The 21,935-nt window shown below is 70.4% G+C and carries 20 protein-coding genes; 13 read left to right on the top strand and 7 right to left on the bottom strand.

The window, feature by feature from the left end:
* The first annotated feature begins 179 nt into the window (after nucleotides 1-179).
* The 4 genes from ACYVO6_RS19230 (at nucleotide 180) to ACYVO6_RS19215 (ending at nucleotide 4,438) form a co-directional block, all read left to right on the top strand.
* Nucleotides 180-1,445, top strand: coding sequence for an aromatic ring-hydroxylating oxygenase subunit alpha (locus ACYVO6_RS19230; RefSeq protein WP_461062614.1), 1,266 nt, complete (start codon nucleotides 180-182; stop codon nucleotides 1,443-1,445).
* Nucleotides 1,442-2,266 (top strand): SDR family NAD(P)-dependent oxidoreductase, encoded by an 825-nt coding sequence (locus tag ACYVO6_RS19225; protein WP_461062613.1) that lies wholly within the window; start codon nucleotides 1,442-1,444, stop codon nucleotides 2,264-2,266. The genes ACYVO6_RS19230 and ACYVO6_RS19225 overlap by 4 nt, the downstream gene beginning before the upstream one ends.
* The gene (locus ACYVO6_RS19220) at nucleotides 2,263-4,035 is read left to right on the top strand and encodes a PEP-utilizing enzyme (RefSeq protein ID WP_461062612.1); all 1,773 of its coding nucleotides are present in this window, start codon (nucleotides 2,263-2,265) and stop codon (nucleotides 4,033-4,035) included. Before ACYVO6_RS19225 ends, ACYVO6_RS19220 begins: the two co-directional genes overlap by 4 nt.
* An 88-nt stretch (nucleotides 4,036-4,123) precedes the next feature.
* On the top strand, nucleotides 4,124-4,438 hold the full coding sequence (locus ACYVO6_RS19215; RefSeq protein WP_461062611.1) for a putative quinol monooxygenase: 315 nt from the start codon (nucleotides 4,124-4,126) through the stop codon (nucleotides 4,436-4,438).
* A gap of 99 nt (nucleotides 4,439-4,537) precedes the next feature.
* On the opposite strand, the gene ACYVO6_RS19210 is transcribed toward ACYVO6_RS19215, so the two are convergent.
* The 4 genes from ACYVO6_RS19210 to ACYVO6_RS19195 are packed head-to-tail and all read right to left on the bottom strand — an operon-like array spanning nucleotide 4,538 to nucleotide 7,548.
* On the bottom strand, nucleotides 4,538-5,602 hold the full coding sequence (locus ACYVO6_RS19210) for an NADP-dependent oxidoreductase (protein ID WP_461062610.1): 1,065 nt from the start codon (nucleotides 5,600-5,602) through the stop codon (nucleotides 4,538-4,540).
* A gap of 4 nt (nucleotides 5,603-5,606) precedes the next feature.
* Nucleotides 5,607-5,822, bottom strand: coding sequence for a transposase (locus ACYVO6_RS19205; protein ID WP_461062609.1), 216 nt, complete (start codon nucleotides 5,820-5,822; stop codon nucleotides 5,607-5,609).
* Nucleotides 5,823-5,827: 5 nt separating this feature from the next.
* On the bottom strand, nucleotides 5,828-6,154 hold the full coding sequence (locus tag ACYVO6_RS19200) for a 2Fe-2S iron-sulfur cluster-binding protein (protein WP_386348497.1): 327 nt from the start codon (nucleotides 6,152-6,154) through the stop codon (nucleotides 5,828-5,830).
* Nucleotides 6,139-7,548 (bottom strand): aromatic ring-hydroxylating oxygenase subunit alpha, encoded by a 1,410-nt coding sequence (locus tag ACYVO6_RS19195; RefSeq protein ID WP_461062608.1) that lies wholly within the window; start codon nucleotides 7,546-7,548, stop codon nucleotides 6,139-6,141. The genes ACYVO6_RS19200 and ACYVO6_RS19195 overlap by 16 nt, the downstream gene beginning before the upstream one ends.
* A gap of 334 nt (nucleotides 7,549-7,882) precedes the next feature.
* Here ACYVO6_RS19195 and ACYVO6_RS19190 point away from each other — a divergent pair, with 334 nt between their 5' ends.
* Genes ACYVO6_RS19190 through ACYVO6_RS19175 form a run of 4 tightly spaced genes read left to right on the top strand, consistent with a single transcriptional unit; the run spans nucleotide 7,883 to nucleotide 12,850 of the window.
* A complete protein-coding gene (locus ACYVO6_RS19190) occupies nucleotides 7,883-9,025 on the top strand; it encodes a sugar ABC transporter substrate-binding protein (RefSeq protein ID WP_461062607.1) in 1,143 nt (380 codons plus the stop codon).
* 60 nt (nucleotides 9,026-9,085) lie between these two features.
* A complete protein-coding gene (locus ACYVO6_RS19185) occupies nucleotides 9,086-10,675 on the top strand; it encodes a sugar ABC transporter ATP-binding protein (RefSeq protein WP_461062606.1) in 1,590 nt (529 codons plus the stop codon).
* Between the two features lie 16 nt (nucleotides 10,676-10,691).
* A complete protein-coding gene (locus tag ACYVO6_RS19180) occupies nucleotides 10,692-11,804 on the top strand; it encodes an ABC transporter permease (protein WP_461062605.1) in 1,113 nt (370 codons plus the stop codon).
* A gap of 2 nt (nucleotides 11,805-11,806) precedes the next feature.
* Nucleotides 11,807-12,850, top strand: coding sequence for an NAD(P)-dependent alcohol dehydrogenase (locus ACYVO6_RS19175; protein ID WP_461062997.1), 1,044 nt, complete (start codon nucleotides 11,807-11,809; stop codon nucleotides 12,848-12,850).
* Here ACYVO6_RS19175 and ACYVO6_RS19170 read toward each other — a convergent pair.
* Genes ACYVO6_RS19170 through ACYVO6_RS19160 form a run of 3 tightly spaced genes read right to left on the bottom strand, consistent with a single transcriptional unit; the run spans nucleotide 12,816 to nucleotide 15,684 of the window.
* Complete coding sequence (locus ACYVO6_RS19170; RefSeq protein ID WP_461062604.1) at nucleotides 12,816-13,631, bottom strand: ThuA domain-containing protein; 816 nt, start codon at nucleotides 13,629-13,631, stop codon at nucleotides 12,816-12,818. The genes ACYVO6_RS19175 and ACYVO6_RS19170 overlap by 35 nt on opposite strands.
* 3 nt (nucleotides 13,632-13,634) lie before the next feature.
* The gene (locus ACYVO6_RS19165; RefSeq protein WP_461062603.1) at nucleotides 13,635-14,399 is read right to left on the bottom strand and encodes an SDR family NAD(P)-dependent oxidoreductase; all 765 of its coding nucleotides are present in this window, start codon (nucleotides 14,397-14,399) and stop codon (nucleotides 13,635-13,637) included.
* Between the two features lie 55 nt (nucleotides 14,400-14,454).
* Nucleotides 14,455-15,684, bottom strand: coding sequence for an acyl-CoA dehydrogenase family protein (locus tag ACYVO6_RS19160; protein ID WP_461062602.1), 1,230 nt, complete (start codon nucleotides 15,682-15,684; stop codon nucleotides 14,455-14,457).
* Between the two features lie 196 nt (nucleotides 15,685-15,880).
* Between ACYVO6_RS19160 and ACYVO6_RS19155 the strand changes: the two genes are divergently transcribed.
* The 5 genes from ACYVO6_RS19155 to ACYVO6_RS19135 all read left to right on the top strand — a co-directional run bounded on the left by ACYVO6_RS19155 (nucleotide 15,881) and on the right by ACYVO6_RS19135 (nucleotide 21,929).
* Nucleotides 15,881-17,419 carry an AMP-binding protein gene (locus ACYVO6_RS19155; RefSeq protein ID WP_461062601.1) on the top strand — a complete coding sequence of 513 codons (1,539 nt, stop codon included), beginning with the start codon at nucleotides 15,881-15,883 and terminating at the stop codon, nucleotides 17,417-17,419.
* Between the two features lie 48 nt (nucleotides 17,420-17,467).
* Nucleotides 17,468-18,073, top strand: coding sequence for a histidine phosphatase family protein (locus ACYVO6_RS19150; RefSeq protein ID WP_461062600.1), 606 nt, complete (start codon nucleotides 17,468-17,470; stop codon nucleotides 18,071-18,073).
* A gap of 32 nt (nucleotides 18,074-18,105) precedes the next feature.
* On the top strand, nucleotides 18,106-19,299 hold the full coding sequence (locus ACYVO6_RS19145; RefSeq protein WP_461062599.1) for an acetyl-CoA C-acyltransferase: 1,194 nt from the start codon (nucleotides 18,106-18,108) through the stop codon (nucleotides 19,297-19,299).
* Between the two features lie 58 nt (nucleotides 19,300-19,357).
* Nucleotides 19,358-20,317 (top strand): PDR/VanB family oxidoreductase, encoded by a 960-nt coding sequence (locus ACYVO6_RS19140; protein WP_461062598.1) that lies wholly within the window; start codon nucleotides 19,358-19,360, stop codon nucleotides 20,315-20,317.
* A 133-nt stretch (nucleotides 20,318-20,450) separates the two neighbouring features.
* The gene (locus ACYVO6_RS19135) at nucleotides 20,451-21,929 is read left to right on the top strand and encodes a glutamate--cysteine ligase (RefSeq protein ID WP_461062597.1); all 1,479 of its coding nucleotides are present in this window, start codon (nucleotides 20,451-20,453) and stop codon (nucleotides 21,927-21,929) included.
* Nucleotides 21,930-21,935: the final 6 nt, after the last annotated feature.

Here is a 21,935-nt window from a genome sequence, read left to right as displayed (position 1 = left end):
CGAGTCGAGCCAGGGTTACTCTCGCAGCAGAAAGCGAAGGTGACCTGGGGAATGTCGCACAACCAACTTCGGTACTTTCTATTGACACGCAACACTAACTCCTGTTGTTGTGGCGGTCGCAGCGGAGCTGTAGCACAGGAAACCTTCACCAGCTCGCGGCTGGGAGGATTGAGGACATCGTGGTCCAGATCTCACCGGAGACCCGAGCGGCAGGCGACGAGCGCCCCATGCCGCCCCCCGCCCCGGAATACCACTCATGGATCGGCCAGGACCGCTCCAGCGATGCCGCGGGCGTGGCGATGCGGCAGGATGCTGCCGACCTCGCCGAGCGTGTCATCGAGCACTACCGCAACAACACGACACACGAGGCCGAGGAGCAGTGGACGGAACCCGTCGACAACTACCTCGACGCCGACCGCTGGCTGCGGGAGATGGACGCCGTCCACCGGAGCGTCCCGCTGCCACTCGCCATGTCGTCCGAGCTCCCCAAGCCCGGGACCTACAAGGCACTGGACGTGCTCGGCGTCCCCATCCTGATCACCCGGGACCGCCAAGGCGCGGTCCACGCGATGATCAACGCCTGCCGGCACCGTGGCGCCGAGCTCGTCGAGCCGGGCTGCGGCGTGGCGAAGCGGATCACCTGCCCGTACCACGCCTGGTCCTACGACCTGTCGGGGGAACTGCGCGGCGTGTACGCCGAGAAGACCTTCGGCGACGTACCTCGCGAGAAGCGCAGCCTGATCCAGCTCCCCGTCGGTGAGCGCGCCGGCATCGTCTTCGTATCGCTCGATCCGAACGCCGAGCACGACCTGGACGCCTGGCTGGGAGATCTACAGCCACTGCTGGAGGGGCTCCGCTTCGCGGACTGCCACCACTACGCGACCCGAGAGCTGACCAGCCCGAACTGGAAGGTCACCCTCGACGGGTATCTGGAGACGTACCACTTCGCCTCGCTGCACACGAAGACGGTCTTCGAGACGAACTTCTCCAACATGATGGCCCACGACACGTGGGGCCCCCACCAGCGCCTCGGGGCGGCACTGCGGCCCGTCGTCGACGTGGTGGACCTGCCGCCGGACAAGCGTGACCCGGGCGACGTGGTCGGCGCCATCTACTGGCTCTTCCCCGGCCTGGCCATCGCCGGTACGTGGCGCAACAAGATCGCCGTCTCCATCGTCATCCCCCGGACGGCCACCGAATCCGTGACCCAGCAGATCATCCTGCTGCGCGAGCCGGCCGTCACCGAGGAGGAGCGGCACGCCGCCGACCAGTTCGGCGAGTGGTTCTACGAGGTGGTCCGCGACGAGGACTACGCGACCACCTACGGAGTGCAGCGGGGCCTGAAGGCCCTCGCCGGGACCGACTTCGTCTTCGGACGCAACGAACCCGGACTGCAGCACTTCCACCGCACCATCCACCGCCTCCTGGACGAAGCGTCCAGATGACGAACCCTCAGAAACCGCAGGAGAACAACATGGTGGCTACGGGCAGCCTCGACGGACGTGTCGCGGTGATCACGGGCAGTACGCGCAGTATCGGCCGCGCCATCGCCGAGGCTTTCCTGGCCGACGGAGCCACGGTCGTGCTCAGCGGCCGCTCCGAGATCAAGGGCAAGCAGGCCCTGGAAGAACTCCAGGCCGGCGACAAGGCCGTCTTCCACACCTGTGACTCGAGCCGCCAGTCGGACATCGAGGCACTGGTCGACTGGACGGTCGAGCGCTTCGGCCGACTGGACGTCATGGTCAACAACGTCGGAGGCACCGAGGGCTTCGCGCCGGTCCACCAGCTGAGCGACGAGGCGTGGCACAAAGCGCTCGACCTCAACCTCAACGCCTACTTCTACGGCACCCGCCGTGCGCTGAAGCCCATGCTGGACGGTGGCTGGGGTCGGGTCATCAACATCTCCTCGGTCGAGGGCAAGCAGGCCAACAAGCCCGCGATCAGCCACTACATCACCAACAAGCACGCCATCCACGGTCTGACCAAGGCGACCGCCTTCGAGTACGGCACCATGGGCATCACCTGCAACGCGATCTGCCCCGGCGCCGTCGACACCGACCTGATGCGGGCCGCCGGGCCGGCCGCGGCCGAGGCCGAGGGCATCTCGTACGAGGAGTGGCTGGGCCGGTTCGCCGAGCACGCCGCCACCAAGAAGATCACCACCGTGGAGCAGATCGCGAGCGTCGCCTCGCTGCTCGCGAGCGACGTCGGCGCCGGCATCACGGGCACGATGATCAGCGTCGACGGCGGAACGTCCCAGTGGTGAGCGGAGGAACGGACGGCGGGAGCCCCATCGCCATGAAGCACTGGATCACCGACTGGCAGCGCAGCGAGCGCCTGCCCCACTACACCCGGGCCAACGCGGGCGAAACCCTGCCGGAGCCGGCCAGCCCGCTGGGCTGGAGCCTGGTCTGGGGGCGCGGCCTGCAGGGCTGGCGCCGCGGTTTCGTCGAGTTCGGCATCTACCGCGGGGACGAGATCAGCGGCCCCCGCCCTCCGTTCGTCGGAATCTTCGGCGGTTACTTCTACCTCAACCTGTCGCACCTGCGACTGTTCGGCATCCGCATGGGGCAGACCGCGGACCAGATCGACACCGCCTTCGTGGGCCAGCGCTCCGACACGCCGGTGTACGTGCCGCACCCCGACGACCAGGATGCGGAACTGACGGCCAAGGCCACAGCGACGCTGCAGGGGATGCTCGGCCAGGCCGGCTACCCGGAAGGCGATGCCGACCATGAGCGGCTGCGCCGGATCAGGCGCGAGCGGCCCGACCTGGCGCCCCTGTCCGACATCGAGTTGGTGGCGTACGCCCGCTCGCTGCTGGACGACGTGGAGACGACCTTCCAACGGCATGTCGAGTCCTCGCTGCCCGCGTCCGTCGGACCGGCGATCCTCGGACCGCTGTGCGCGAGCGTCGACCGTCCCGGCGCGATGCTCGACCTCATCGGCGGGCTGGGAGACGTCGACTCTGCCTCTCCGTCAACCGGCCTGTGGACGCTGTCCCGCCAGGTGGCGGCCTCGGCGGAGCTGACGGCTCTGTTCGACCGGGGACCGGCCGCGGTGCAGCAGGCCCTCGAAGGGGCGACCGGCGACGTCAAGGCGTTCCGTGACTCCTTCGACGAGTTCCTGGCCGAGTCCGGCGACCGCGGCCCCAACGAATGGGACATCCACGCGCTGTCCTGGGAGGCGGCGCCGGTCCAGGCGCTGGCCCTGGTCGACCGGATCCGGCACAGCTCCGACGACAACTCCCCGGCCGCGCGTCACCGCAGGCTGACCGAGCGCCGCGAACAACTCGCGACGGAGATCCGAGCGGCCCTCCCCGAGGACACGCGGCCGATGTTTGACGCCGGCATGCACGCTTCCCAGGTGTGGATCCCGGCACGTGAGCGGACCAAGGCCAACTGTGTGACCGTCATCAACGAAGTCCGCATGACGGTAAGGGAGTTGGGTCGTCGCGGGGTCGAGGCGGGACGCTTCGCCGAGCCCGAGGACGTGATGATGCTGCTGGACACGGAGCTCGACGACTATGTCGCCGACCCGGGCGGCTTCGGGCCCGTCATCGCCCAGCGGCTTAAGGAGTACGCCGGGCTGCGCGAGCTGGAACCGCCGTTCTTCGTCGCTCAGGACGCGCAGACCGAGATCGACGGCTGGCCGCGGCGCAGCGATGAGGGCGTCGCGACCGCCGGCGAGGGCGATGTGCTGACGGGCGTCGGCGGAAGCCACGGCACGTACACCGGCAGGGTGCGGGTGGTCACCGACCCGGCCTCGTGCGAGGCGCTGGAGCCGGGCGAGGTGCTGGTGGCGCCGATCACGGACGCGGCCTGGACCCCGCTGTTCCTCGTGGCAGGAGCAGCTGTCGTGGACGTGGGCGCGCTCAACAGCCACGCCGTCGTGGTCTGTCGCGAACTCGGCATCCCGGCCGTCATCTCCGTCGAGGGCGGTACGCGGCGGCTGCGGGACGGCATGGTGATCACGGTCGACGGCGAGAAGGGCACGGTCACCGTGGACGGCGTCCCGGCGGCACTCGGCATCTGAGCAACCATGGGCCCGTCGCTCCTTCCTGACAGAGGGGCGGCGGGCCCACGGTCATGAGCTCATGACCGTGGAAGTGGAAAGGACCACCGTGTCAGAGGAAATCATCGTCGCCGGCTGGATGGACTACGAGCCCGCGGATCGCGACACGATGCTCGGGCACCTCGTCGAAGTCGGGAAGCGCACCCGTGAGGAAGAGCCCGGCTGCCTGGACTACGCCATCACCGCGGACCCCACGGACGGCCGCAGAATCCGGGTGTTCGAGCGGTGGGTGTCCCAGCAGGCCCTCGACGAACACTTCACCACCGCGCACATCAAGGACTTCCGGGCGGCGGTGACCGGGTTGACCCGGTTGGGGGTCTCCATGGAGATCTTCAGCATCGGGGCGTCACGTTCCATGCGATAGGCGTACGCGTACGGGAGAGGGGCGTCAGCCGCGGATGTCGCGGCCGGCGCCCCTTGAACCACGTACGCGTCGAACTCCGTACGAGCCGTACGCGTCGAACTACGCGCGGCCGTACGGATCATCGCCCAGCCGTACCAGCATCTTGCCGGTGTTGCCGCCGCCCAGCAGGGACAGCAGGGCACCCGCGGCGTTGTCCAGGCCGTCCACCACCGTCTCGTGGGCGGTGATCCGGCCCGAACGGAGCCAGTCGGCCACACGATGCTCGAACTCCGGCCGCAGGTCCTCGTGGTCGCGGACGATGAAACCGCGCAGGGTCAGCCGCTTGAGGACCGCCTGGATCAACTGGTTGATGTCGGCCGACCGCTGGTTGGTGTCGGCGGCCCGCCGCTCCCCGCCGAACTGCGACATCATGCCGCACAGGGCGACCCGGCCACCGGTCCGCAACGCGTGCAGGGCGGCGGCCAGTTGCTCCCCGCCCACGTTGTCGAAGTAGACGTCGACGCCGTCGGGCGCCATCCGGGCCAGCGCCTCGCGCACCGGCTCGGCGCGGTAGTCCGCGGCGTCGTCGTAGCCGAACTCCTTCACCAGCAGGGCGCACTTGTCCGGCCCGCCGGCGGTCCCGACGACCCGCTCCGCACCCAGCAGCCGGGCGAACTGCCCGGCGGCACTGCCCACGGCCCCGGCCGCCGCCGACACGAAGACGGTGTCTCCGGGGCGTATCTCGGCGATCCGTGCCAGCCCGACGTACGCGGTGAAGCCGGTCTGCCCGAGCAGCCCCAACCAGGTGGGCAGCGGCGCGAGTTCAGGGTCGATACGACCGGCACCGTCGGTGTCCGCGGCGTCGAGCACGGCCCACTCCCGCCAGCCCAGCTGGTGACGTACATACGCTCCCGCCAGCACGTCGGCGCAGCGGCTCTCCTCCACGACGCCCAGCGCCCGGCCGTCGAGCGGCGATCCGGGCGTGAAGTTGTGCGTGTAGTGCTTCTCGGTGCTCTCCAGCCGCCCGCGCATGGACGGGTCGACGCTCATGTAGAGGTTGCGGACGAGCAGTTGACCCTCATCGAGGGAGGGGAGCGGGCGTTCCTCGACGGCGAAGTCACCAGGGACCGGTTCTCCGTCGGGTCGGCGCAAGAGACAGACCACGCGGGTCGTACGGGGCGTCACGGGGTCACTCCTCCGGCTGCTCGGCGACGCGCCGTCGGGCGAGGCGGCCCACCCAGCCGGCCATCTGGAGGTCGGCGTGGCGCAGCTCGCCCGACTGCCAACGGGCCTGGAAGTCGAAGATGCCCCATGCTCCGGACTTCGGGTCGGTCACCTCGACCAGACCGTCCTCGGTGAGCCGGTACACATGCCCGGTCAGCGGATGGATCACTTGCTTGGACATGGGGCTCACTCCTGCACTCGGCGGCGCACGCCGCGCTTGGTCACGGTCACCGGGCCCTCGACCCGGAGCCGGCAGGCGAGCCGGGTCAGGCCGTCCACGGGTTTGCGCAGGGCCTCGATGCCCTCGCGTTCCAGCGGGTCCACGGGTGAACAGTTCTCGGTGCCCTCCTCGACCGCCACGAAGCAGGTACGGCAGGTGCCCTTGCCACCGCAGACGGTGGGCCAGCGGTATCCGAGCCGCTGGGCGGCGCTGAACAGGTCTTCGCCGTCGAGCACCTCGAGTTCGACGCCGGAGGGCCGGACCGCCACGCGGTGGGTCACGTGTTCATCCACCGGTCGAGCGTCTGGTTGAAGTGGCGGATGCGGCTCTCCTGGTAGTTGGCCAGGGTGATGCCCGGCTTGCGCATCGCCTTCAGGCCCTGCTGGACGTAGGGAAGGTTCTCGCAGTCCTGGTCGAAGACGGGCCCGAGGACACCGAGTTCGGGGATGTCCGCGAAGAGCATGTCCTCCGGCACCCAGCGGATCTTGGCCGGGGGCGGCATCTCGCCGGGCTTCTTCGGGGCCGACATGAAGATGATCTCGGCGGTGCAGGAGTCGGGGTCGAGGCCGTTGGGCCGGAACCGGTAGATGATGTTGGACTTGGCGCCGCCCCAGGGGTTGAAGTTGGGGAACAGCAAGTAGTTGATGGCGTCCAGCAGTTCGGTGTCGGCGGTCTGCGAGAAGTCCTGGGTCGAGGTGGCCGCCAGTTGTGCGCGCATCCGCTCGGCGAGGACCTGGCGGGCGGTGCCGCCGGCCGGGATCGCCGGCATTTCGTCCCCCTCCTGCATCACCAGGTCACGGCCCTGGGCCGCCGCGTAGAACGCACGCGAGTCGTAGAACGTCTCCAGTACGTCCTCCTCCGTGACGGAGTCCGCCACGTGGGGGCTGGGGGCGCCCTGGATGTTGATCATCCGGTTCCAGTTGGGCTGGTCCGCCATGACGTCGTACTGGGAGTTGGCGTCCGCCAGCCACGGCAGCATCTGCGGGTGGGTGGCGATCACATGGAAGGACTCGATGAACGCGTCCTGGGCCACCTTCCAGTTGCAGGGCAGCACCTTGGCGATGTGCAGCGACTTGTAGCGGTCCTCCAGCGGCCAGATGTAGTACTCGTCGAAGGTGCCGCGGTAGCTCTCGAAGGACTCCGCGTACGGGTCCATGTTGATGAAGACGAAGCCGCGCCAGGTCGCCACCTGGGCCTCGGGGAGCGCGAACTTCTCCGGCGTGACATGCGGGAAGTCCCAGGAGCAGGGCGGGGTCTGCATGGTGCCGTCGAGATTCCAGGCGAAACCGTGGAACGAGCAGCGGAACTCGCCGACGTTGCCGCCACTGGTCCGCAGTTTGCGGCCGCGGTGCAGGCAGACGTTGACGTATGCGCGGATCTCGTCGGGGGCCGTCCGTACGACGATCAGCGAGTCGTCGCCGATCTCGTAGACCTCGTGGTCGCCGACCTCCGGAATCTCGCTCTCCAGGCAGGCGAACTGCCACACCCGCCGCCACACCTGCCGCATCTCGCGCTCCGCCCATTCGCGGGAGACGAAGCGCGCGGAGTCGATGTCCTCGCTGCCGATGTAGTCGTTCCTGTCGTGCCTCAGGGCGGCGGGAACGGGGCGGCTGTCCTGGTCGAGGTAGTCCTGGACGCTGGGTCCGGGGCACCGCGCGGTGGCCGACTCCGACGTTTCGTCCATCATCTCTCCTCTGGCAGAAACTTTAGAGTGAGTGTAGTTAGCAGGCGCGGCCGGGAGCAACACTCGCGACGGTGTCCGGATCTCGGATCGGCCGAGGTTGTCGAGGGAAAGTGGTGTCAGGGTGCGAATTTATGGTGACGAACCTCTCCCCAAGCCTGCCGGGGCGTGTCACACTCCGACGCACTTGAGGCTGTAGTGCCTCATAAGTTTCTTGGCCTGGGCGGAGTTTCGCCGCCCAGGCCGCAGTGCCGCGCGGTCACCCCGGCGGCCCGCGCCGTACCCCACGACGGCGGTTCACGCAGCCCTCTCGACCCTCCATGCGTGGGAGTACTCAACGATGAGTTCCAGACCCCGTAGCGCGGTCCGCCGCGCCCTCACCGCGATCGTCCCCGTCACCGCTCTGCTGACGCTCTCCGCGTGCGGCGGCGGTGCCACTCCGGCCGCCGAATCGAAGCCGGAGGCGGCGTCCGACTCCCCCGGCCTGGCCGCAGCCTCGAAGGCCATGGAGCAGTACACCCAGCGCCCGGCCAAGATCCCCGTCACCGAGCCGGTGGGCAAGAAGATCCCCAAGGGCAAGAAGATCGATTTCATCCTGTGCGGCGTCCAGTCCTGCAAGGACCTGGCCGACCACTTCACCGCCGGAGCGAAGGAGCTCGGCTGGGAGGTCAAGCAGATTGCCACCCAGGGCACTCCGGAGTCCGTGCAGGCCGCCTACGAGCAGGCGGTGCGTGACAAGCCGGACGCCGTCGTCGCCTCCGGGTTCCCGCGCGCGGTGTACGCCAAGCAGCTGGCGCAACTGAAGAAGGCCGGCATTCCCGTCTTCCAGTCGAATGCCGACGACGTGGTGGGCGACGGCATCTCCCTGCTGAAGAACGGGCCGGCGGACGTCGACGTCCAGGGCACGATGATCGCCTCGTGGGTCGTGTCGAACAGCGGCGCGAAGGCCGACACCGTCTACTTCGACCTGCCCGCGTACACGATCCTCAAGCCCGTCAGGGACGGGTTCGAGACGAAGTACCGCGAGTGGTGCGAGGGCTGCGGGCTGGACACCGTCGATGTGCCGATCACCGCGATCGGCAAGGACATGCCGGACCGGGTGGTGTCGTACCTCCGCTCGCACCCGAAGGTGACCCACGTCGTCTTCTCACTGGGCCTGCTCAACGTGGGCGTCCCGGCCGCGCTGAAGACAGCCGGCATCAACGGCAAGCGCATCATCGTCAACGTCGGCGACGCACAGAGCTACCAGTACATCGAGGGCGGGCTCACCGACGCCGCCATGGCCCTGAACCAGTACGAGACCGCCTGGATCCAGGTCGACGCGCTGGCCCGCCACTTCACCGGCCAGTCCATGAAGGTGGACCAGAACGCGGATCTGCCCAACATGCTGGTCACCAAGGAGAACCTGCCGTCCGCCGACGGCGACTTCCCGCTCGTCGAGGACTACGAGCAGCAGTTCAAGGCGCTCTGGGGCCTGAGTTGACCGGCACGGCCCGCCGCCGGCTCCGTGCCGGCGGCGGCGCCATCCACGGATGGAGGAGCGGTGCACGCTGACACCTCGACGCAGACGTCGCACGGGCGGCACGCCGGGACGGCGGAGGTGGACCGCCCGGTACTACGGGTGGAGGGGCTGTCGAAGCGATTCGGCGGAACCCAGGCGCTGAAGGACGTGAACCTCGAGATCGCCCACGGCGAGATCCACGCGCTGATCGGGCCCAACGGTTCCGGCAAGTCCACCCTCATCAAGATCCTCGCCGGATATCACCACGCCGAGCCCGGAGCGGTCGCCGAACTCGACGGCGAGCCGTTCGACCTGGGCCATGTCACCGGTTCGCGGCACGACCGGCTCCGCTTCGTCCACCAGGAACTGGGACTGGTGGAGGAGCTGAGCGCCACGGACAATCTCGCGCTCAGCCGCGGCTTCGCCCGTACGGCGTTCGGCAACATCCGCTGGCCGGAGATGGAACGGCGAACGACCGCACTGGTCGAGCGATTCGGCCTCGGCATCGACGTACGCCGGCCGCTGTCCACGGCCACCCCCGTCCAGCGCGCGGTGGTGGCCATCGCCGCCGCGCTGCAGGGCTGGGAGGGCCGGCGCGGCGTGCTGGTGCTCGACGAGCCGACCGCCGTGCTGCCGCCGGGCGAGGTGGCCCGCCTCTTCCAGATCGTGCGGGAGATCCGCGACGCGGGTGCCGGCGTGCTGTACGTCTCGCACCGCATGGACGAGATCTTCGCGCTCGCCGACCGGGTCACCGTGATCCGTGGCGGACGCCGGATCGCCACCCGCCGGGTCGCTGAGCTCACTCCCCGGTCACTGGCGGAGCTGATGGCAGGTCAGGAGGTGGAGACTGCCCACCGGCCGCAGCCGCCCTCCGGCGCTGTCGGCAGGGTCGGCGAGACGGGCGAGGCCGCGCTGGAGGTCAGAGATCTATGGGTCGGCCCGCTGCGCGGCGTCGGCTTCGACCTGGCCAGGGGCGAGCGGCTGGGCATCACGGGCCTGGTCGGCTCCGGCCACGAGGCAGTGCCGTACGCGGTGTGCGGGGCCTGGACCGGACCGGTGCGCGGCCGGGTGCGGATACCGGAACGCTCCCCACGGTGGGTCGACGCGCGGGACGCTGGCGGACTCGGCATCCCTTTGGTGCCCGCCGACCGGGCGACCGAGGGGGTGGTCGGCGACTTCTCGGTCGCGGAGAACCTGACCCTCCCCCTGCTCGACCGGCTCCGCGCCCGCTTGGGCCGACTGCACCGGGGGCGGGAGGGCGCCCTCGTCGAGGAGTGGATCCGGCGCGTGGAAGTGCGTACGGCCGGACGCGGGGCCCCGATCACCACGCTCAGCGGCGGCAACCAGCAGAAGGTCGTCATGGCCCGCTGCCTGGCCCAGCGGCCGCCGGTGCTGGTGCTGTGCGAACCGACGGCGGGCGTCGACGTCGCGACCCGGCAGCAGCTGTACGAGCTGATCGAACGTCAGGCGGGCGACGGCATGGGGGTGATCGTGTCCTCGTCCGACACGGAGGACCTGCTCACGCTGTGCACCCGCGTCCTGGTGGTACGGGACGGCCGGATCGTGCGGGAGATCAGCGGCCGGGACGTCACCGAGCCCGCGCTCGTCCACGCCATGGAAGGAACCGAGTGAGAAGGAACCGAGTGACATGACATCCACCCCGACCCGGCCGGCGGAACACCGGCCGGTCACCGACCCGGACGCCCCCGCGGTGTTCACCGCGGGGACGCCCGTCGCGCTGGGCCGGCGGGCGGCGGCCGCCCTGTCGTTCCGGAACATCGGCGCCGTCTACGTGTGGCTGCTCATCGCCGTGATCTTCTCCGTGTGGGCGCCGGAGACGTTCCCGACCGCCACCACGGTCAAGCAGGTACTGAACGGCAACGCCGTGGCCGGTCTGGTGGCGCTCAGCGTTGTCGCTCCGCTGGCCGCACGCGTCTTCGACCTCTCCGTCGCCTTCACCATGTCGCTGACCAGCGTGCTGACCGCCCGCTTCCTGGTCTCCGCGGGCCTCGGCCCCGGCACCGCGATCACCCTGGCGATGACGGCCGCCCTGCTGGTCGGGGTGATCAACGGAATTGTGGTGGTGGTGCTGCGGGTCGACTCGTTCATCGCCACGCTCGCCACCGGCGCGCTGATCCAGTCCCTGATCACCATGGTGACCAACGACAGCTCGATCACCGGCCTCCAACTGCTGGCCAAGCCGTTCTCGAGCATCGCCCAGCTGGACGCCGGCGGCATCACGCTGCCCGTGCTGTATCTGCTCCTCGCCGCGATGGCCATCTGGTTCATGCTGGAACACACCGCCACCGGCCGCCGGCTGTACGCGACCGGCTTCAACGAGAACGCCGCACGTCTGCAAGGAGTACGCACCGGCCGACTGCGCTTTATGACCCTGGTGACGTCCGCGCTGCTCTCCGGTTTCGCCGGGGTCGTGTTCGCGTCCTCCGTCGGATCCGGATCGCCGACCGCCGGCACGCCGTACCTGCTGTCGGCCTACGCGGCGGCCTTCGTCGGAGCGACCCAGCTGCGTGCGGGGCGCTTCAACGCCTGGGGCACAGTGATCGCCGTACTCCTGCTCGGCACCGGAATCACCGGGCTCGGCCTCGCCACCAGCGCGCAGTGGGCCACGAGCCTGTTCACCGGCTCGGTCCTCATCGTCGCGCTGGTCCTCACGGGTGGGCGGATCACGCTACCGGCGGTTCTGCGCCGCCGGAAGTCGCCGCCCGCCGAGCCTGTCACCACCCCTGACAAGGAGATCTGATGATGAAAGCGGTTCAGTACCGGACGGTGGGTGCCGGGCCCGAGGTGGTCGAGGTTCCGGTGCCCGAACCGGGCCCGGGCCAGGTGCTGCTGAAGGTGACGGCCGCCGGGCTGTGCCACTCCGACCTGGCCGTTATGAGCTGGCCCGCGGAACAGTTCCCCTACCCGCTACCGATGACGCTCGGCCACGAGGGTGTCGGCACCGTCGCGGCTCTGGGCAGCGGTGTCACCGAGGTCGCGGAGGGCGACGAAGTGGCGGTGTACGGCCCGTGGGGCTGCGGCCGCTGCCGCACCTGCGCCGAGGGCAGGGAGAACTACTGCCCGCACGCCGCCGGGCTCGGCATCATGCCGCCCGGCCTTGGCTCTCCCGGCGCCCTCGCCGAGTACATGGTCGTGGACTCCCCCCGCCACCTGGTGCCGTTGGGCGGACTGGACCCGGTGCAGGCGGCACCGCTCACCGACGCCGGGCTGACGCCGTATCACGCGATCATGACGTCCCTGCCGAAGCTGGTGCCCGGCAGTACGGCGGTGGTGATCGGTGTCGGCGGCCTTGGGCATCTCGCCGTACAGCTGCTGCGTGCGCTGACGTCGGCCCGGGTGGTCGCTCTCGATGTGAGCAAGGAGAAGCTGGAGCTGGCGCGCGCGGTGGGCGCCCATGAGACGCTGCTCTCCGACGGCGAGGCGGCGGCACGGGTACGGGAGCTGACCGGCGGCGCCGGGGCGGAGGTCGTGCTGGACTTCGTGGGGGCCGAGGCGACGTTGGCGGTGGCCGCCGCGGCGGTGGCGGTGGCGGGTGATGTGACCGTCGTCGGTATCGGCGGCGGGACTCTGGCGGTCGGCTTCGGCGGCGGTCTGCCGTTCGGGGTGTCCGCGTCGGCGCCCTACTGGGGCAGCCGCGTGGAACTCATCGACGTCGTCGGGCTCGCGCGGCAGGGGCTCGTCTCCTCCCACGTGGAGACGTTCTCGATCGAGGACGCCCCGTCGGCGTACGAGCGCCTGCATGCCGGGGAGATCAACGGCCGAGCGGTGGTGCTGCCGCACGGGTGAGGTGGGGCGGGCGTGGGGGCGAAACCACCCTCTCCACACACCGCCCCAACACCGTCACGAACTCCGGCGTCTCCCACGGTCCCCGGTCCACCCGCCCGGTGTCATCCACACCGAGGTCCTGCACGTCGTAGCGCCCCCGGCAGTGCCCGAGGGTGAAGCAGCACACCTCCCCGTAGCCGTGCCGCTTCAGATACAGCACCGGCCGCGGCGCGTCGTCGAGCGCCGCCGTGTCGCCCTCGGCGAAACCGCGGCACGGCCCCGTGTACTCGGCGTGCAGCAGCACCTCCAGCTCCCCGTGCAGCTCACAGACGTACAACTCGTCGGTGACCGTGAACGGCTCGATCCCGGCGACCAGCGGATGGCCGGGCCGGGTGACCTGGACCTCGTACGGCTCGATCGGCGGATGGGCGACAAACTGGCTGCCGAGCACCTCGGCGAGCTCCCCGAGGAGCCGCGGAGTGGTGAACACCCGCGGTCCACCGGGGGCCGGCGCCTCGATCACCGCGTTGGTGCCGTGCAGGGCGAGCCAGCGCCCGCCCCGCTCGACGAACCGCGCCAGCGCGGCCCGCTCGGCCGGGCGGGGCCGGACGTCACAGGTGTAGGTGACCAGCAGGTCGGCCTGCTCCAGCGCGGCGATGCAGTCGTAGTCCTGGTGGACGGTGGTGCGCACCCGCGGGTGATCACCGAGCAGTTCCAGCAGCCGGAGCCGCGCATAGTCGAAGTCGTGCCATTTGCCGCCGCAGACCAGCACGGCGTCCAGGCGGCCGGCCGGGCCCGCCACGGCTCAGTACTGGACGCGGGTCAACAGCCCGCCGTCCACCACGAGGTTGACGCCGACGCAGAAGGAGCCGGTCCGCCCGAGCAGGAACGCCACCGCCGCGGCCACGTCCTCGGCGGTGCCATAGCGGCCGATGGGCAGCTTGGCGAGGACCTCCTCGTAGACCTCCGGGCGGCTGGTGCGGATGGTCTCCCAGGCGCCACCGGGGAAGTCGATCGGGCCGGGGGAGACCGTGTTGACGCGGATGCCCTTCGGAGCGAGGGCGTGCGCCAGAGCCGAAGCGTGCTGGACGACCGCGGCCTTCATGGCGGAGTACGAGTTGGCTCCGGCCGGGCGGGCGGTGTCGGAGGCGTTGGTGGTGCCGATGGCGACCACGGCGGCCCGGTCGGAGGCCTCCAGGTAGGGCATGGCCGTCTCGACGAGTCCGGCGAACGGGACCAGGTCGCCGCGCAGGCTGGCCTCCCACGACTCGGGGCCCTTGACGTTGCCCGCCGAGACGTTGGACACCAGCAGGTCCAGGCCGCCGAGTTCGCCGGCCGCCCGCTCCACGAAGCCCGCGAGTGCGGCCGGGTCGGTGACATCGACCGGCTCGGCGAACACCGTCGCCCCTTCGCCGCGCAACTCGGCGGCGGCCTTCGCGAGGGCCTCCTCGCCCCGGGCGCACAGCGCCAGCGCGCAGCCCTCCGCGGCCAGGGTTCCCGCGATCGCCCGCCCGATGCCGCGGCTCGCACCGGTCACCAGTGCCTTCGCACCCGTCAGTCCCAGATCCATTGAGGTCACTCCTTTGTGATGACGTGATGACGTGATGGCCGTAGCGGCCGGTGTGTCAGTTGCCGGGGAGCTGTGAGAACGGCACCCGGTCCACCCGCGGTTCCGGCGGCAGTTTCAGTACGCGCTCGCCGATGAGGTTGCGCTGGATCTGGTCGGTGCCACCGGCCAGCCGGTAGCCGGGGGCGCCGAGCAGGTGCTGGGTCCAGGCGAACGTGCCCGGTTCCCCGGTGTCGGCGCTGATCCGGGCGCCCATCAGCTCGGCGGCGACCTGCCCGGTGCGGCTCAGCAGGTCGGAGGCCATGAGTTTTGTCAGGGACGCCTCGGGGCCTGGTCGGCCGCCGGTGGCGCTCGTCCTGGCGACGCGGTCCACGGTGGCGGCACGGAGCGCGGTACGTACGTACAAGTCGGCGAGGCGCTGGCGGACCAGCGGGTCCCCCGTGCGGTCGAGCGAGCGCGCGAGGGCGAGAAGGTCTTCGAAAGTGCCGCCCTTGCGCCGGTTGCCGCTGCCGGAGGCGGTCCGTTCGAAGGCGAGGGTGGTGGTGGCGACCTCCCAGCCCTGTCCCGGGCGCCCGATCCGCAGCCGGTCCGGAACTCGTACGCCGCTGAGGAAGACCTCGTTGAACGAGGCACCGCCGCTCATCTGGCGGATGGGGCACACCTCCACGCCGGACGCGTCCATCGGGACCAGGAACGCGGTGATTCCTGCCTGCTTCACGACGTCCGGATCGGTGCGGGCGAGCAGCAGACCGTAGTCGGCGAACTGGGCTCCCGAGGTCCACACCTTCTGACCGTCGATCACCCACTCGTCGCCCTCCTGCCGGGCGCGCGTACGCACCGCGGCGAGGTCGGATCCGGCGCCGGGCTCACTGAAGAGCTGGCAGGCCAGCAGGTCCGTACGCAGAAACGCCCGTGCGTACTCGTCGCGTTGCTCGGCCGTCCCGAACAGGGAGACCGACATCCCGACCAGGCGCACGGTGACGCTGATCAACTCGGTGGAGGACGGCACCTCGAAGGCCGACTCCTCCTGGGCGAAGGCCGCCACATGGGCGGCGGTCAGGCCCGCGCCGCCCTTGTCCCCGGGGAGGGCCAGGGCCTGGTACCCGGCGTCGAAGCGGGCGCGCTGGTAGACGCGGCAGCGTTCCAGCAGCAGGCGTTCCTCGTCCTCGGGGAGGTTGTGGAAGACGGCGAGGTCACCGGTGGCCTCGGTTTCCCGGGCGGGTTCGAGCACGGTGGCCAGCCACTGCCGGACCTGTGTGCGCCATGCGTCCAGATCGGGCTGGGACATGGCTCCTCCTCAAGAGCAGTTACCAGATGGTGGGTTCAGTAACAGGGAGGGTACGTGCGACCCCTTGCCCGCCAGAGCCGTGGGCGGATGCTTCCGGCTCGGGTCAGAGTGTTCCGTACTTTCTTGATAAACGCTACAGTCTCGGCATCGACTCTCCCACGCACCGGGAGGGGCCCGAGGAGCCGCCGGAGGAGCCATGTCTCTGCTACCACTCGACCGTCGCGCCCAGGAGACACCCCACGAGCCCGCTCTCGTCGACGATCAGGACGTGCTGACCTGGTCGGAGCTCGCCGACCAGGTCGCGCGGGCGGCGGCACGGCTGCTGGAGATCGCACCCGGCCCCGACGACCGGGTCGCCGTCCTCGGCGACAACGCGATCCCCACCCCGGTGGCCCATCTGGCGGGCTTGCGCGCCGGAGTGGGAACCGTCGCCACCTCCCGGCATCTGATGGTGGGCGAACTCGTCGACCAGATCACCGACGCGGGCGCGACCGGGATCATCTCCGGACCCGCCGGTGCGGTCGCCGCCCTGGAAGCGGCCCGCGAACTGGGCCTGCCGCTCGTGACGCACGGAACCCCGGCCATCGGGCACGCCTTCGAGTGGGACCTGTGGCTGGCAGCGGCGCCCCCCGGGCAGACCTACCCCATGGGCCGCGCCGCCCGGCCGCCCCTCGTCTACACGTCCGGAACCACCGGCCGGGCGCGCGGCACCGAGGTGCGCTGGGTGAGCGGTCCGGTCGCCGACAGCTCCGCGTACCTGGCCGCGATGGCGGCCCGGCCCGGATTCCCGCCGGGACCGCACCTCGTGTGCGGCCCGCTGCAGCACAACGCGCCGCTGACGTCCCTGCGGCACCTGGCGGCCGGTCAGCAGGTGGTCGTACTCGGCGGATATGACGCGGAGGCGTTCCTGCGCCGCGTCGAGGAGTGGAAGGTCACCTCCACGGTCATGGTGCCCACCCACTTCCAACGCCTGCTCGCCCTGCCGGAAGAGGTGCGCAGCCGGTACGACGTCTCCAGCCTCCTCCAGGTCTCCCACACCGGATCTGCCTGCCCGCCGGACGTGAAGCGGGCCATGATCGAGTGGTTCGGTCCGGTGCTGACCGAGTCGTACGGCGCCAGCGAGGCGGGCACCGTGGCCCGCATCAGCAGCACCGAGTGGCTGGAGCATCCCGGTTCGGTCGGGCGCGTCCAGCCCCCGTACGAAGTCCTGGTGACCGACGACGACGGCCATCCGCTGCCGCCCGGCGAACTCGGACTACTGGCGTTCCAGGCGCCCGAGGGCAGGGGAGTGCGCTATCACGCGGACCCGGACAAGACCAAGGCCGCCTATCTCGCGCCGGGCGTCTTCACACTCGGCGACATCGGCTACGTCGACGCGAGCGGCTACATCTTCATTACCGACCGGGCCGCCGACGTCGTGGTCTCCGGCGGGGTCAATCTGTACCCGGCCGAGAGCGAGGCGGTGCTGCGCCGACACCCCGCGGTCGCCGAAGTCGCGGTCATCGGCGTACCCCACCCCGACTTCGGCGAGTCACTGCGCGCGCTGATCGTGGCCGCCGCGGACGAGCCGTCCGCCGAGGAACTGGACCGGTTCTGCCGCGACCGGCTGGCCGCCTACAAGTGCCCCAAGTCGTACGAGTTCGTACCGCGACTCCTGCGCAACGCGATGGGCAAGCTCGACAAACGCGCGATGCGCCGCCCCTACTGGCGCTCCGAGCGGACCATCGCCGGCTGAGCCACGACAAGCACCTGTGCCCGCCCCACGTACGTACGAAGGATCCCCATGACTGAACTCCTCCTCATCCGGCACGGCCTTCCCGTGGCGGGCGTCTACGACCCGGGACTGTCGCCGGAGGGCACAGCCCAGGCCGAGCGCCTCGCGGCCTGGCTCGTGCACGAGGACGTCGACGCCCTCTACACCAGCCCCTTCCAGCGGGCCCGCGAAACGGTGGCCCCGCTCGAGCGGCTCACCGGCATGACCGCCACCGTCCTCGACGACCTGCGCGAGTGGGACACCGACGTCTCGCACCCCTACACGCCGCCCGAGCAGATCCGCGCCGACGACCCCCGGTCGGTGGCGCTCTCCGAGGGACGGTACGAGGACTTCGTGCCCGACCTGGACTGGGACGCCTTCCGGGAGCGGGCGGCGCGGGCCATGGGCACCATCCTGGACGCCCACCCCGGCGGGCGGGTCGCGGTCGTGTGCCACGGCGGCATCACCAACACCTATCTGGCGACGGTGCTCGGACTTTCCCGCATGTTCTGGTTCCACCCCGGCTACACCTCGGTCAGCCGGGTGCGACGGCTGCCGGGCGGACGCATCGTTCTGCACTCGGTGAACGAGACGGCCCACATGGTCGCCGAGCGCGCCGTCGACGCCGTCGCCTGACCTGTCCGCATCCCCTTCAGGAGGTCCCGGCCGTGCCCGGATCCGTCATCGTCGCCGGCGCCAGAACACCCATCGGCAAACTGATGGGCGCCCTGAGCCCGCTGTCCGCCGCCGACCTCGGCGCACACGCCATCAGCGCCGCCCTGGCCGCCGTACACCTGGACCCGGCCGCGGTGGAAGCCGTCGTCATGGGCCATGTCGTCCAGGCCGGAGCCGGTCCCAATCCCGCACGGCAGGCCGCCGTCAGCGCCGGCATTCCGTTCGCCGTACCGGCGAGCACCGTCAACAAGCTCTGCCTGTCGGGTCTGCATGCCATCGCCCTGGCCGACCTCATGATCGCCTCCGGCCGCCACGAGGTGGTCGTCGCGGGCGGGATGGAGTCCATGTCGGGGGCGCCGCACCTGCTGCGCGGAGCCCGTACCGGCTGGAAGTACGGCCCTGCCGCGGTCGAGGACGCCCTCGACCGGGATGCCCTCATCTGCGCCTTCGACGGGGTCTCCATGGGTGCGGCCACCGAGCGGTACCAGCAGCCGTTCGGCTTCACCCGCGAGGAGCAGGACGAATACAGCGCACGGTCGCACCAACTCGCCCTGCGCGCCAGGGAGTCCGGAGCGCTGGACGCGGAGATCGCCCCGGTCACGGTGGCCGGGCGCCGGGGCGAGGAGACAGTGGTGGCGGCCGACGAGGGGATACGGCCGGGGAGCACCGCGGAGAGCCTGGGGCGCCTGAAACCCGCCTTCTCCACCGGGGGCACGGTCACCGCGGGCAACTCCTCACAGCTCTCCGACGGCGGTGCGGCCGTCGTCGTGATGAGCGCGGAACGCGCCCGCCGGGACGGACTGACCCCGCTCGCGGAGATCGGCGCCTACGGCACCGTCGCGGGCCCCGACCCCTCCCTGCTGGTCCAGCCGGCCGGCGCGGTCCGTGACGCCCTGTCCCGGGACGGCCAGTTGAAGGCCGCAGACCTCGACCTGTTCGAGATCAACGAGGCGTTCGCCGGTGTGGCCCTGGCCTCCGTACGGGAGCTGGACATTCCGCTGGACAAGGTGAACGTCAACGGCGGCGCGATCGCCCTGGGACACCCGGTCGGCATGACCGGCACCCGGCTGGTGCTGACCCTCGCGACAGAACTGGGGCGGCGCGGAGGCGGTACCGGAGCGGCGGCCCTGTGCGGGGGCGGCGGCCAGGGCGACGCGCTGCTGCTGCACGTACCACCGCGAGCCTGACCCCGCACCTCCCGCCCGCGTCCATCCCCACATCCGTACGAGACCAGGTTGACCCACCATGACCGACCAGCTGCCCCTGGACGAGGAGACCCTCGTCGTGGCGACCCGTACCCACGTCGCCGACGGCGTCGTCTCCCTCACCCTGTGCCGCCCGGACGGCCGGCCGCTCCCGTCCTGGACGCCGGGAGCGCACATCGATCTGCTTCTGGACGGCGGCCTGATCCGCCAGTACTCGCTGTGCGGAGATCCCGCCGAACCGGACGCGTGGCGCATCGCCGTCCTGCGTGAGCCGCAGGGCCGCGGCGGCTCCGCGTACGTCCACGACCACCTGCCGGAAGGCACCGCCGTGCGCGTCCGCGGGCCGCGGAACAACTTCCCGCTGCGGCCGACCCCGCGCCATCTGTTCATCGCCGGCGGCGTCGGCATCACACCGATCCTGCCGATGGTCGAGGCCGCCGAGGCGGCCGAGGCCGACTGGCGTCTGATGTACGGCGGCCGCACCCGCACCTCCATGGCGTTCCTGGACCGACTCACGCCCTACGGGGACCGTGTGCTCGTCCGCCCACAGGACGAGTACGGCCTGCTGGACCTCGGGGCCTTCCTCGGCTCACCCGAGGAGGGCACCCTGGTGCACGCCTGCGGCCCCGAACCCCTGCTGCGCGCGGTGCAGGAGCAGTGCGCCGACTGGCCGGCCGGCACGCTGGGCATCGAGCGGTTCGCCCCGGCGCAGGCAGCCGAAGCCCGCCCCGCCGCGGCTTTCGAGGTGGTGCTCGCCCGCGCCGGGCTCACTCTCACCGTGCCGCCCGACCGCTCGGTGCTCGAATCCCTCGAGGAGGCAGGCGTCGACGTGGACTTCTCCTGCCGCGAAGGCACCTGCGGCACCTGCGAGACCGACGTCCTCGATGGCACGCCCGACCACCGGGACTCCCTGCTCAGTGAGGACGAGCGGGCCACCGGCGACACCATGCTCATCTGCGTCTCCCGCTCATGCGGGCCTCGCCTCGTCCTCGACCTGTGACCGGCCCGACACGGCACTGCCTGCACACTCCGTACTACGGAACCGCGACTGTGCACTGACTGTCCGGATTCCGCCCGAAGTGCCACGCTGGGGGCACGAGAGGTATCCGCCGAGGGAACTCGGGAGGGCCACGATGGGACGTGACGTGCCGGCCCTGGTGTTCACGCGGGAGGACCGCCGTCGGTACCGGGACAAGATGCACACCTGCCTCGATGTGCTGGCGCAGATGTTGCGCGAGTCGGCTTTCGAGAGCGAGCGCCCCCAGGTCGGGCTGGAGATCGAGCTCAATCTGGTGGACGCCGACGGGCTGCCGGTGATGCGGAACACCGAGGTTCTCCAGGCGATCGCCGACCCCGCCTGGGCGAGCGAACTGGGCCGCTTCAACCTGGAGATCAATATCCCGCCCCGGCAGCTCACCGCCGGGGGGCCAGGCGACTGGGAGCAGACGATCCGCGATGCGCTCAACCACGCCGAGGAACGCGCCTCGGCCGTGGGCGCACACCTGATCATGGTCGGCATTCTGCCGACCCTGGGGGAGGCGGACGTGGGGGAGACCGCCCTGTCCGGCGATCCGCGCTACCGGCTGCTCAACGAGCAGATCTTCGCGGCGCGGGGTGAGGACCTGCGGATCAGAGTGGACGGCGTGGAGCGCCTGTCGATGTACGCCGACGCCATCACGCCCGAGGCCGCCTGCACCAGCACCCAGTTCCATCTGCAGGTCGATCCGAAGCAGTTCGCGGACTACTGGAACGCGGCCCAGGCCATCGCGGGCGTACAGATCGCCCTGGCGGCGAACTCGCCCTTCCTCTTCGGCAGGGAGCTGTGGCGCGAGACCCGCATCCCCCTGTTCGAGCAGGCCACCGACACCCGCCCCGAGGAGATCAAGGCCCAGGGCGTACGACCCCGGGTGTGGTTCGGAGAGCGGTGGATCACCAGCGTCTTCGACCTCTTCGAGGAGAACGTACGGTACTACCCGGCACTGCTGCCCCTGTGCGACGACGAGGACCCGCAACAGGCGCTCGACCAAGGCAGCGTTCCGCAACTGGGGGAACTGACGCTGCACAACGGCACCATCTACCGGTGGAACCGCCCCGTCTACGCCGTCACCGACGGCCGACCACATCTGCGCATCGAGAACCGGGTCCTGCCCGCCGGCCCCACCGTGGCCGACATCATCGCCAACGGAGCCTTCTACTACGGCCTGACCCGTGCCCTCGTCGACGAGGACCGGCCGGTGTGGACACGGATGTCCTTCGCGGTCGCCGAGGAGAATCTGCACACCGCGGCCCGCGACGGCATCGACGCCCGCCTCTACTGGCCCGGCACGGGCGAAGTACCCGTCACGGAACTGGTGTTGCGCCGCCTGCTGCCCCTGGCCCACCGCGGCCTTGAGCTGACCGGCATGGACGCGGAGTGGCGCGAACCCCTGCTGGGGATCATCGAGCAGCGCTGCGTCACCGCCCGCAACGGCGCCCTGTGGCAGGCGGAGACGGTCCACCACCTCGAGAAAGCCGACACCTCCGACCGGTGGGAGGCGCTCAGGCAGATGACCACGACGTACATGGACTACATGCACATGAACGCACCCGCGCACACGTGGCCCGTGGACTGACACCCG

This window comes from Streptomyces pseudoechinosporeus (assembly GCF_054783935.1).
Note: the sequence above shows the minus strand (reverse complement) of the source record. Positions and strands in the feature narration are given on the sequence as shown.